The following is a 12,108-nucleotide window of genomic DNA, read 5'->3' on the forward strand; positions in this document are numbered from 1 at the left end:
CGGGGCCCCGCAAACGGGCTCCGTTTGCTTGGCGGCATCGGCCTTGCCAAAGCGCGGCTTTGGCATCTGCTCCGCAGAGTGGCCGCTGCCCTCTCGCTAGTTTTTCAAACTTTGTAGCGGGGCCCCGCAAACGGGCTCCGTTTGCTTGGCGGCATCGGCCTTGCCAAAGCGCTGCTTTGGCATCTGCTCTGCAGAGTGGCCGCTGCCCTCTCGCTAGTTTTTCAAACTTTGTAGCGGGGCCGGGATGCGGCCGCCGCGGGCGATCATCTTGGCGGGGGAGGCGCAGTTGACCTTCATGATGGGGGCGCTGCCGAAGAGGCCGCCAAACTCCAGCTCCTCGCCCTCCTTCTTGCCGATGGCGGGGATAATCCGCACGGCGGTGGTCTTGGAGTTGACCATTCCGATGGCGGCCTCGTCGGCGATGATGGCGCTCAAAATCTCGGCGGAGGTGTCGCCGGGCACGGCGATCATGTCCAGCCCCACCGAGCAGACGGCGGTCATGGCCTCCAGCTTTTCCAGCAGCAGGCAGCCCGAGCGGGCGGCGTCGATCATCCCCGCATCTTCCGACACCGGGATAAAGGCCCCCGAGAGGCCGCCCACGGCGGAAGAGGCCATGACGCCGCCCTTCTTTACCGCGTCGTTGAGCATGGCCAGGGCAGCGGTGGTGCCGTGGGCGCCGCACTGCTCCAGCCCGATTTCCTCCAGAATGTGGGCCACGCTGTCCCCCACCGCCGGGGTGGGGGCGAGGGAGAGGTCCACAATGCCGAAGGGCACCCCCAGGGCGCGGGAGGCCTCGGCCCCCACCAGCTGGCCCATGCGGGTGATCTTAAAGGCGGTCTTTTTGATCAAGTCGGCCACATCGGTCAGGTCGCCCCCCTCCATCTTGGAGAGGGCGGCCCGCACCACGCCGGGGCCGGATACCCCCACATGGATGACGCAGTCGGGTTCGCCCACCCCGTGAAAGGCCCCGGCCATAAAGGGGTTGTCCTCCGGCGCGTTGCAGAAGACCACCAGCTTGGAGGGACCCACGCAGTCGCGGTCGGCGGTATTTTCGGCGCTCTGGCGGATGATCTGCCCCATCAGCCGAACGGCGTCCATGTTGATGCCCGCCTTGGTGGAGCCGATGTTGACCGACGAGCAGAGCCGGTCGGTGACCCGCAGCGCCTCGGGGATGGACTCGATGAGTTCCAGATCGCCGGGGCCAAAGCCCTTTTGCACCAGGGCGCTATACCCGCCGATGAAGTTGACCCCCACTGTTTCGGCGCAGCGCTGCAGGGTGCGGGCGTACTGTACCGGGTCGCCGCCACTGGCGGCCAGCAGCATGGCGATGGGGGTGACCGAGATGCGCTTGTTGATGATGGGAATGCCGTACTTGCCCTCGATCTCCTCCCCTACCTTGACCAGGTCGCGGGCGCGGGTGGTGATCTTCTGGTAGATTTTTTCGCAGGAGCGGTCGATGTCGGGATCGGCGCAGTCCAGCAGGGAGATGCCCATGGTGATGGTGCGGATGTCCAGGCTCTCCTCCTGGATCATCTTGATGGTCTCGAGTATTTCGTTGGTGCTGATCATGAGCGGCCCTCCCTAAATGCGGTGCATCGAGTTGAAGATGTCCTCGTGCATCAGGTTGATTTGCAGGCCCCTCTCCTGACCCAGCGCTTCCAGGCGGGCGCGCAGCGCGGAGAGCTCCAGGTTGCACTTGGAGATGTCCACCACCATGATCATGGCGAAGATGTCCCCCAGGATGGACTGGGTCACGTCCTGCACGTTGGCGTTGGCCTCGGCACAGACGGTGCTGACAGCCGCCAGGATACCCACGGTGTCCTTGCCGATAACAGAGATAACAGCTTTCATCTTTTCTTCCTCACTTTGCTTCTATTTTGAAAGGCCGCCCGCCGGGGCGGCGAACAGACGGGTGACGGGGGTCAGACCTGAATGGCCTCCACCGCCTCTAAAAAGGTTTGGGAACCCATGTCGCCGGGCATGGCAAAGGCACCGCCCGAGAGGGTGACCTCGGTGATGACGGCACACTCGGGGGCGCAGACCCGCTTGAACTGGGAGGCGCAAAACCGCTTGTAGAAGAGGCCCAGCTTCTCCTTGATGTAAGCGCCGGTATAGCGCTCGCCAAAGGCCGCGCAGGCGTAGTAAAAAATCTTCTCCGGGGGCAGGCCGTAGCGCAGGTGGTGGTAGAGGATGAAGTCCAACAGGTCGTATTCCCCCAGAATCTCCTCGGTCTTCTGGGCGATGTTGCCGAACTCGTCAGGGGGGAGTAGCTCCGGGCTGACAGGGGTGTCCAGGATGTCCTGAATGAAGGGGGCGGCCTTGGCAAAGCGCTCCTTCAGCCGCCGGCAGACGGCCCGCACCAAGGTCTTGGGCAGGCAGATGTTGACGTTGAAGTTGGCCAGGGCGTCGCCGCCAAAGGTGCAAAAGCCCAATGCCGCCTCCGACAGGTCGCCGGTCCCCACCACCAGGGCCCCGGTCTCGTTGGCGATGTCCAGGCAGATCTGGGTGCGCTCCCTGGCCTGGGCGTTTTCAAAGGTGACGTTGTGGCTTTTGGGGTCGTGGCCGATGTCGGCAAAGTGCGCCTCCACCGCCGGGCCGATGGGAATTTTGCGCAGCCGGGCGCCCACCGCCTCGCAGAGCTTTTCGGCGTTTGACTTGGTGCGCTGCGAGGTGCCAAAACCGGGCATAGTCACCGCGGTGATGGCCGAGCGGGGCAGCCCCAGCCGGTCGCAGGCCCCGGCGGCCACCAGCAGCGCCAGGGTGGAGTCCAGCCCGCCGGAGAGGGCCACCACCAGCTCTTTGATGCCGGTGTTCTCCATCCGCACCGCCAGGCTTTTGACCTGCAGGGAGAACAGCTCGTCGAGCTGCTCAGGGCGGGTGATGAAGGGGTTTTGCCCCAGGGGGCGCAGCAGCTTTTTGCCGCCGGTTCGCACCGGTACCGAAAAGGCGGGTTCGGGCGGCCGGAAGGCGGGGAGGCGTTGCCCCCGCCGGTACCCGGCAATGATGTCCAGGTCCACGTCACAGACGGCCGCGGGGGGCCCGCTCACCGCCTGGGCAAAGGCCAGCAGCCGGTCGCACTCGAAGACGGCGGTCTGGGCGCTGAAGAGACGGGGGGCGGACGAGTCGCCCTCGCCCCCCTGGGAGAGGACACAGCAGATCCCCAAAGCCGCGCTGACCTCTTTGATCTGGCGCAATACCCGGTCGCCGTAGCCCAGCCGGTCGGGTTCGCAGGCGCAGAGGAGGAGAAGGCCGGCCCCGCTCTCCGCAATCTCCCGCGCGTAGAGGGAGAGTTGCGCCGGATCGCCGAAGAAGAGGGCGGCGGTGCCGCCGCCCACCGAGAAGGTGGGGAGGGGGCGGCCCAGTTCGGTCTCGGCGGGGAGTTCCAGCAGCAGCTGCCCCTCCCGGTAGAGGTAGGCGCGCTCCCCGCCGGGGGCGGGGGCGGTGAAGAGGAACAGCCCCCCCAGCGCCGCCAGCTTGGCGCCGAGGTAGGGGTGCAGTTCCCCGGCGGTCCGGGCAAACTGGCCGTTTTGAGCCAACTCGCCCAGCGAGCCGCCGGTGAGGGTGTATTTGGGCAGCAGCACCAGGTCGGGGGCGCGATCCCCCAACTGCTGGGCCGCCTCGATCAGGGCCTCGGCGCTTTTGTGCATGTCCCCCAGGGAGATGCGGGAGGTGAGCGCCGCCACCCGTACAATGCTTTCCAAAAAAGAGACCTCCTCGCTAAAAAGAGATGGGGCCCCCGGCTCAAACAGTGCCGCTCGAGGCGGGGGGAAGGGGGCCGTGGGCCGGCGCGCAGTCCCGCAAAAACAGGGGGGAGGGGCCGCCGGCCGCCGGGGTCGCCCCGGCGAACACCGCCATGCGGCCATTATAGCATATTTTCCCGCCCAAAAACACCGTGTAGGGGCAGAAAAATGCGTCCGGCGGAGGGTTTTTGCCCGGTGCATCCCCCTTGTGCGCGGGGGCAAAAGGGAGTATACTGTTTACTCAATCAGCCCCCTTTGCCGGGGTTGGAAAAAAGATGTGAAGGAGTGAGTGACGGATGGACAAATTACTGAAGATCTTACGGCGCAACGGCATGATGGAGGTGGCGCAGCTGGCGCTGCTTTTGGACCAGAGCGAGGCGGAGGTGGAAGAGCGGCTTCGCCAGCTGGAAGAGGACGGGGTCATCAAGGGCTACCGGGCGGTCATCGATTTTGAAGAGACCGAGGAGAACCATGTGGAGGCCCTGGTGGACCTGAAGGTGACCCCCCGCAAGGACTGCGGCTTTGACTACGTGGCCGACAAGATCGCCCAGATGAAGGAAGTGGATTCCCTCTACCTGATGAGCGGCGGCTACGACCTGTCGGTTCACATTTCCGGCAAGACCTTTCAGGACATCGCCATGATGGTGGCTAAGAAGCTCTCCACCATCGACGGGGTGACCGGCACCGCCACCCACTTTGTCCTCAAGAAATACAAGGAGGACGACATCCTCTTCTGCGGTGAAAAACGCGATGAAAGGGGACTCACCAACCTGTGATTGACTACAACAAAATTCTCTCCAACAAAATTTTGCAGGTGAAGCCCTCCGGCATCCGCAAGTTTTTCGACATCGCCGCCGAGATGGAGGGAGTCATCTCCCTCGGGGTGGGGGAGCCCGACTTCGACACCCCTTACTCGGTGCGCCAGGCCGGTATTAAAAGCCTGGAAGAGGGCAAGACCTGGTACACCGCCAACGCCGGCCTGGCCCCCCTGCGGGAGGGGATCGCCCGCTACCTGCAGCGCCGGTTTGACGGCCTCACCTACGACCCCAGCGACGAAATCCTGGTCACGGTGGGGGGCAGCGAGGCCATCGACATCGCCATTCGCGCCCTGGTCAACCCCGGGGACGAGGTGATCATCCCCGAGCCCAGCTTTGTCTGCTACACCCCCATCGTCCAGCTGGCCGGCGGGGTGCCGGTGCCCATCCCCACCAGGGAGGAAAACGAGTTTCGCCTCACCGCCCAGGAACTGAAGGACGCCCTCACCGAGCGCACCAAGCTGCTGGTGCTCCCCTTCCCCAACAACCCCACCGGCGCGGTGATGGAGCGGCGCCACCTGGAGGAGATTGCCCAGGTGCTGCGGGGGACCGACGTGATGGTCCTCTCCGACGAGATTTACGCCGAACTGACCTACGGCGGGCTGAAGCACACCCCCTTTGCAAACATTGAGGGGATGTGGGAGCGCACCATCACCGTCAACGGCTTCTCCAAGGCCTTTGCCATGACCGGATGGCGGCTGGGTTACGCCTGCTGCCCGGCCCCCATCCTCGCCCAGATGAAAAAGGCCCACCAGTTCGCCATCATGTGCGCCCCCACCGTCAGCCAGTACGCCGCGCTGGAGGCCATCAACAACTGCGACGACAGCATCGAGGAGATGAAGGAGGAGTACGACAGCCGCCGGCGCTACATCGTCGACGCCTTCAACAAGTTGGGGCTGCCCTGCTTTACCCCCAAGGGGGCCTTCTACGTCTTCCCCTGCATCCGTTCCACCGGGATGTCCTCCGCCCAGTTCTGCGAAGAGCTGCTCTACTCCAAAAAGATCGCGGTGGTGCCGGGAGACGCCTTCGGCGAGAGCGGGGAGGGCTTTGTCCGGGTGAGCTACTCCTACGCCCTCTCCCACCTGAAAAAGGCGATCAAGCGCATCGGCGAGTTTCTGGACCAGCGGCGGGGATAAAACGAGATCAAACGGCACGGGCCGCGACCGAAGGGGCCGCGGCCCGTTTTGAGGAATGGGGGATGAAACGATGTGCGATGAACTGGTCTCGGTGATCAAGACCCCGCACTACGGACGGGAGGCGGCGGTGGCCGCCGTCCGCCGCCACTTTGCGGCCCTGGGGGTGGGGGAGCAGGTGGGGCCGGCCACCCGCGCCCTCATCAAGCCCAACTTGCTGATGAAGCGGGCCCCCGAGGGGGCCACCACCACCCACCCCGATTTGGTGTACGCGGCGGTGGTCTGCCTGCAGGAACTGGGGGTGCGGGAGATCGTCATCGCCGACAGCCCCGGCGGTCCCTATACCGAGAGCGCCCTGCGGGGCATCTACCGCACCTGCGGGATGGAGCAGGTGGCCCGGGACACCGGCGCCCGCCTCAACTTCGACCTGGGGGAGGGGGAGCGGGAGAACCCCGCCGGGGTGAAGGCCAAGAAGTTTGCCGTCATCGCCCCCATCTGCCGGGCCAACTTCATCGTGGACCTGGCCAAGTGCAAGACCCACTGTATGACCACCCTTTCCGGCGGGGTGAAAAACCTCTTCGGCAGCATTCCCGGCCTGCAAAAGCCGCGGATGCACTATCGCTTCCCCGAGACCGAGGACTTCTCCCAGATGCTCTTGGACCTCTGCGGTGCGGTGCGGCCCGATTTGGTGCTGGTGGACGCGGTGGAGTGCATGGAGGGGGACGGCCCCTCCAGCGGGGTGAAAAAGCAGGTGGGGCTGACCCTGTGCAGCCGCAGCCCCTACGCCGTGGATGAGTGCCTCTGCCAGCTGATGGGCTTTTCCCCAAAGCAGGTGGCCACGGTGCGCCTGGCCCGGGAGCAGGGGATCTTCGGTGGGGAGGTGGCCCTGACGGGGGATGAGGACGCCCTGCAAAACTGCCGCTTTCAGCGGCCCCGCTCCTCCACTGTGGACTTCATGGCCGGGGTTCCCACCCCCCTGCGCCGCCCGGCCAGGTGGGTGATGCGCACCCTCTTCACCCCCCGGCCCCTCATCGACACCGCCGCCTGTGTGGGCTGCGGAAAATGCGCCGAGAGCTGCCCGCCCCAGACCATTGTTCTGGAAGGGGGGAAGGCCCGCATCCAGAGAGAGCGCTGCATCCGCTGTTACTGCTGCCACGAGATGTGCCCGGTGGGGGCCATCCGCGTCTCCAAAAACATACTCACCAGACATTAAAAGCGAGAGGAGGGCGCGCCCATGGACGGTTTGCACCTGCGGGCCAACGCCAAAATCAACCTGTCTTTGGACATCCTCGGCCGGCGGCCGGACGGATACCACGAGATGGATATGGTGATGCAGACGATCACCCTCTACGACGAGATCACCCTGTACCGGAGGCCGTCGGGCATCTCCCTCACCGGGGACGACCCGACCCTGCCCTGCGACGAGGGAAACATCGCCCACCGGGCCGCCCGCGCCTTTTTTGAGCGGACCGGTCTGGCGGGCGGCTGCGCCATCCACATCCAAAAGCATATCCCCGCCCAGGCGGGGTTGGGGGGCGGCAGCAGTGACGGCGCGGCGGTGCTGCGGGGGCTGAATGTGCTGTACGGCGCGGGGCTCACCACCCCCCAGCTCTGCGAGGTGGGGGCCAGGGTGGGGGCCGACATCCCCTTTCTGGTGTTGGGGGGCACCGCCCGGGTGGGGGGATTCGGCGAGAAACTGACCCCTCTTCCCCCGCTGGGGGATTGCTTTGTCCTCCTCTCCAAGCCGGAGGAGGGGGTCTCCACCGGGGCGGCCTTTGCCGCCTTTGACGGGGCGGAAAATCCCCCCCGCCCCGACACCCGGCTGCTGCTGGCCGCCCTGGCGGCGGGGGACCTGCCCGCTTTGGGACAGGCCCTGAAAAACGCCATGCAGCTGCCGGGGGTGGTGCCGCCGGCGGTCTGGGAGATCGTCCGCCGGATGGGGGAGGAGGGGGCTCTGGGGGCCTGTATGAGCGGCAGTGGCTCGGCGGTCTTCGGCCTCTTTGACCGGGAGGAGCCCGCCCGCCGGGCCGCAGCGGCGCTGCGGGCACTATACCCCCAGACCGCCCTCTGTCGCCCCGCCCCCTTCGGGGTGACCGACAGCCGGGGACAGTTGGTCTAGGCTCCGCGAGGGCTGCCGACGGGGTGGGGCGGGAAAACGGCCCTGGCTTTCCTCTCTCGCTCTTACCCTTGCCCTTGCCCTTGCCCTTACCTTTGCTCTGCCGGCGGCAAAAAAATATTTTTCAGGTATAATTGGCAAAAAAGCGCTTCATACTCTCCCCAGACCAATCGGAAGGGGCGTTTTCAGTGAAGCGTTTTGCAAAAGTCCACAAGTGGGAGTGGGCCCTGGCTCTGGCCTCGGTCCTCTGCATCTTCTACGCGGCGGTGTCCGCAGAGGGGGAGTCGGTGGAGACCATCCGCGAGAACACCGTGCGGCTGCACATCGTGGCGAACTCCGACTCGCCGGAGGACCAGGCCCTCAAGCTGCAGGTGCGCGACGCGGTGCTGGCCCGCTCCGACGAGCTCTTCGGCGACCTCGAGGGAAAGGAGGAGGCCCTGACCGCCCTCCGGGAAAAACTGCCCGCCATCGAGGAGGCCGCTGAGGAGGCTCTGCGGGAAAACGGCTGTCAGGAGCCGGTGCGCGCCGAACTGACAAACCTCTATTTTGACATCAAGCGCTACGGCGACAGGGCGATCCTCCCAGCGGGGGAGTACGACGCGCTGCAGCTGGTCATCGGCGAGGGGCAGGGCCACAACTGGTGGTGCGTCATGTTCCCGCCCCTCTGCGTCCCCACTGCCAGCGAACAGACCCCCGACGCCGTCTACGGCGAGGCGGCGGGGGAGATCGACCCCGCCCAGGGGGTGGAGGTCAAGTTCAAGGTGGTGGAGTGGTTTGAGGGGGTGCAGCGCTTCTTCTCCGGCGGGAAGAGCGCCGCGCGCTACACCCACTAGAGCGGGTTTTGAGCGGGCGGCCACAGCGGAAGGATTTTCCGCTGTGGCCGCCCGCCTTTTTGCGTCCCGGACAACTTGCCCGGCGGGGCAAAACGTGTTATCCTGAAAGGCAAATGACAGCCTCTTGCGCCGCCCTTTTGGGGCGGTGGAAGGGGCGGGAAGGAGGAGAGGGAGATGCTGCAACTGGTGCTGGGCCGGGCCAAGACCGGCAAGAGCACCCTGCTGGAGAGCCGGGTCGCCCAGCGGGCCGCCCAGGGGCGGGAGGTGCTGTTTCTGGTGCCGGAACAGGCCTCCTACCAGACCGAGAGCCGCCTCTTTTCCGCCCTGCCCCACGGCGATTTCAGCCGGGTGCAGGTCCTCTCCATCACCCGGCTGTGCGAGACCATCTTCTCCCAAAACGGCGGTCTCTCCGTTCCTGACCTGACCGGGGTGGGGGCGGCCTCCCTCATGGCCTCGGCCTTTTACGAGACCAAAGACCAGCTGCGCCTCTACGGCGGCCAGCCGGTGACCGAGGGCTTTCTCTCGGCCCTCATCGCCGCCCGGGAGGAGTTTCAGAACATGGGCCTCTCGCCCCAGGCCATCGACGAGGCCGCCCAGGCCCTGGGGAGCCCGGCCCTGCAGGACAAGCTGGGGGACTTCTCCGCTGTCTTTGCCGCCTTTGACGCCCTCTTGGACCGCAGCTTCACCGACGAACCGGGGAAGATTTACCGCGCCATCGACCGGCGGGGGGATTTCTTTTTGGGCAAGTCGGTTTTTGTGGACGCCTTCACCGGCTTCACCAAGCCCCAGCACGACCTGCTCGACTGCATCCTGCGGGAGGCGGAGGAGGTGACGGTGGCCCTCTGCTGCGACGACCCCTGGCAGGGGGACGGGCGGGAGCTCTCTCCCTTTTACGAGGCCCGCAAGACCGCCCGCCGCCTGGCCCGCAGCTGCCGGGAGATGGGGGTGGGGGTGGCCGAGCCCGAGCGGCTGGACACCCCCCGCTTTGCCTCTGCCGACCTGCGCCAGGTGGAGGCGGCTTTTGCCGGACGGCAGCCCGCGCCGCTGGAAGAGGGGAAGGTGCGGGTCTTTGCCGCCCCCGACCGGTTTGCCGAGTGCGACTGGGCCGCGGCCGAGATCGACCGGCTCTGCCGACAGGGCTACCGCTACCGGGAGATCGCCGTCCTCTGCCGCCGGGCCGACGACTGCGCCGTGGCCATCCGCCAGGCCTTTGACCGGCGGGAGATCCCCTATTTTATCGACGAGAACCAGCCGGTCTATGCCAAGCCCACCGTCAGCCTGGTACTGGCCATCTTGCGGGCCCTCACCCGGGGGCTGGACGGAGACGGCCTTCTCCTCATCGCCCGGCAGGGGCTGGCCGACGCCGACGAGGAGACCCTCTGCGATCTGGAAAACTACCTCTACACCTGGAACCTCTCGGGGGCGGCCCTCAAGCGGCCCTTTGAAAAAAATCCCGACGGCTTCGGCGGTCCCCTCACCCCCGAAGGGGCCGAGACCCTGCGCCGGGTCGAGGCCCTGCGTCAAGCCGTGTGCGACCCCCTGATCGCCTTTGAGAAGAGCTGCCGCCGCGGCACCGGCAGACAGATTGTCAAGGGCCTCTTTTCGCTGCTGGAGCGCTACGGCACGGCCCGGCTGGGGGAGCGGCAGGTGGCCCGGCTGGACGAGCTGGGGGAGAGTGCTCTGGCCGACGACTTTGTGGCCCAGTGGGACGCCCTGGTGGCGGTGCTGGACGAGCTCTACCTCACCCTGGGGGACCAGCCGCTGGACATCGACCGGTTTGCCGAGATTTTTCGCCTCTCCCTCAAGGCGGGGGATTTTGGCGCCATCCCCCGCAGCCTGGACCAGGTCATTGTGGGCTCGGCGGACAAGACCCGGCTGGAGGGCTGTCGGGTCTGCTTTGTGCTGGGGGCGACCTTTGGGGCCTTTCCCCTGCAGGAGGACCCGCCGGGGCTGCTGACCCAAAAGGAGAAAAACGCTTTGGCCGAGTGGGGCCTTGCCTACGCCGTGGACACCGGCGAGGCGGTGAGCCGGGAACTGGGCTACTGCTACAATGCGGTCTGTGCCCCCAGCGAGCGGCTCTACATCGGCTACCACACCGCCTCGCTGAAGGGGGAGCAGTTTGAGCCCAGCGAGCTGGTGGAGACCGCCCTGAAAATTCCCGGCCTTGCGGTGGAGGACGGGGAATTGGCGGGGGAGGAGGCCGTCTCCAACCGGGAGACCGCCTTTGCCGCCCTCTGCGCCGGGGAGGATCCGGCCCTGACAGCCGCCCTGGCCCAGGCACTGGGCGAGCCGGAGCGCCGCCGGTTGGAGCGGGTGCGCCGCAGCGGCGAGGGCTACCGCTTCACCCTCGGAAGGGAGGCCAGCTACCTCCTCTTCGGGCCCAAATTAAACCTCTCCCCCACCGGGCTGGAGCAGTTTGAAAACTGCCCCTTCTCCTTCTACCTCAAGCGGGGGCTGGGGCTCGCCCCGCCCCCCAAGGGGGAGGTCTCCCCCTTGGAGACGGGCAGCTTTATCCACTACCTGCTGGAACAGGCCCTCAAAACCTATGGGCGGGATTTTCCCGCCGTCCCCCGGGCGGAGCTGGACGGCTTTGTGGACACCGCCGCCGCCCGCTACGGGGCGGAGCAGCTGGGGGAGGAAAACCTCACCGAGCGCCAGCAGTACCTGCTGCAGAAGGTGCGGGAGAACACCAAGTTGCTGCTGACCCACCTGCAGAGAGAACTGGCCCAGAGCCAGTTTTTTCCCGCTGCCTTCGAGCTGCCGGTGGGGGAGGGGAAGGGCGCCCCGCCCCTGCGGGTGCGGGCCGCCGACGGCACCGAGGTGGCGGTGCAGGGGTATGTGGACCGGGTGGACACCTGCGAGATCGACGGCCAGCCCTACCTGCGGGTGGTGGACTACAAGTCGGGGGGGAAGGCCTTCTCCTTGAGCGATGTGTACAGCGGGCTGAATATGCAGATGCTCATCTACCTCTTCTCCCTCTGCCAGAAGGAAGGGCCCTTTGCCGGCAGCCTGCCCGCCGGGGTCCTCTACATGCCCGCCGCCGTCACCTATTCCGACGTGGAGGGGGAGCCGGACGAGGGGTCCGCCGCCCTCTTTTCCAAGGGGCTGACCCAGAGCGGGCTGGTGCTGCGGGATTTGGAGGTGGTCCGCGCCATGGAGCCGGGGGTGGCGGGGAACTTCATCCCCGTCAAGCAGAACAAGGACGGCACCTTCAGCAAGCAAAGCCGCCTGGCGACGCTGGAGCAGATGGGCCAGATCGAGGGGCACATCCGCCACACCATGGCCGGGTTGGTGGACGCGCTGCGCCAGGGGGAGATCGGCGCTGTGCCCCTGCAAAGGGAGCAGTTTCTCCCCTGCACCTACTGCGACTACCGCCGGGTCTGCCTCATCGAGGAGAAGGACGAGCGGCGGGAGTGCCCCAAGCTGAAGGGGGACGCCGAATTTTACCAGAGGACAAAGGGGGAGTGACCA

General features: G+C 66.2%; 9 protein-coding genes. 6 read left to right on the forward strand and 3 right to left on the reverse strand.

Annotated features, from left to right (window positions below; genetic code table 11):
• Positions 1-213: 213 nt before the first annotated feature.
• From HJY11_RS06875 to nadE, 3 genes are all read right to left on the reverse strand, one after another.
• Positions 214-1,569, reverse strand: coding sequence for a PFL family protein (locus HJY11_RS06875; RefSeq protein ID WP_208075257.1), 1,356 nt, complete (start codon positions 1,567-1,569; stop codon positions 214-216).
• Between the two features lie 12 nt (positions 1,570-1,581).
• Positions 1,582-1,851, reverse strand: a complete 270-nt coding sequence (locus HJY11_RS06880; RefSeq protein WP_208075258.1) for an ACT domain-containing protein — start codon at positions 1,849-1,851, stop codon at positions 1,582-1,584.
• A 71-nt stretch (positions 1,852-1,922) separates the two neighbouring features.
• The gene (gene nadE, locus HJY11_RS06885; RefSeq protein WP_208075259.1) at positions 1,923-3,701 is read right to left on the reverse strand and encodes an NAD(+) synthase; all 1,779 of its coding nucleotides are present in this window, start codon (positions 3,699-3,701) and stop codon (positions 1,923-1,925) included.
• 335 nt (positions 3,702-4,036) lie between these two features.
• On the opposite strand from nadE, the gene HJY11_RS06890 reads away from it, so the two are divergent.
• The 6 genes from HJY11_RS06890 (at position 4,037) to HJY11_RS06915 (ending at position 12,105) form a co-directional block, all read left to right on the forward strand.
• Positions 4,037-4,516, forward strand: a complete 480-nt coding sequence (locus HJY11_RS06890) for an Lrp/AsnC family transcriptional regulator (protein ID WP_021661514.1) — start codon at positions 4,037-4,039, stop codon at positions 4,514-4,516.
• Entirely contained in the window at positions 4,513-5,691 is a 1,179-nt protein-coding gene (locus HJY11_RS06895) for an aminotransferase class I/II-fold pyridoxal phosphate-dependent enzyme (protein WP_368041551.1), read from the forward strand. Before HJY11_RS06890 ends, HJY11_RS06895 begins: the two co-directional genes overlap by 4 nt.
• Positions 5,692-5,761: 70 nt before the next feature.
• Complete coding sequence (locus HJY11_RS06900) at positions 5,762-6,901, forward strand: DUF362 domain-containing protein (RefSeq protein ID WP_208075260.1); 1,140 nt, start codon at positions 5,762-5,764, stop codon at positions 6,899-6,901.
• Positions 6,902-6,922: 21 nt separating this feature from the next.
• Positions 6,923-7,807, forward strand: coding sequence for a 4-(cytidine 5'-diphospho)-2-C-methyl-D-erythritol kinase (gene ispE / locus HJY11_RS06905; RefSeq protein ID WP_208075261.1), 885 nt, complete (start codon positions 6,923-6,925; stop codon positions 7,805-7,807).
• A gap of 185 nt (positions 7,808-7,992) precedes the next feature.
• Positions 7,993-8,637 carry a stage II sporulation protein R gene (spoIIR, locus tag HJY11_RS06910; protein ID WP_208075262.1) on the forward strand — a complete coding sequence of 215 codons (645 nt, stop codon included), beginning with the start codon at positions 7,993-7,995 and terminating at the stop codon, positions 8,635-8,637.
• 174 nt (positions 8,638-8,811) lie between these two features.
• Positions 8,812-12,105: a PD-(D/E)XK nuclease family protein gene (locus HJY11_RS06915; protein ID WP_208075263.1), complete on the forward strand. Its 3,294-nt coding sequence runs from the start codon at positions 8,812-8,814 to the stop codon at positions 12,103-12,105.
• Positions 12,106-12,108: the final 3 nt, after the last annotated feature.

It is taken from the genome of Bittarella massiliensis (ex Durand et al. 2017), from assembly GCF_017566145.1.
Taxonomy (GTDB): Bacteria; Bacillota; Clostridia; order Oscillospirales; family Ruminococcaceae; genus Bittarella; species Bittarella massiliensis_A.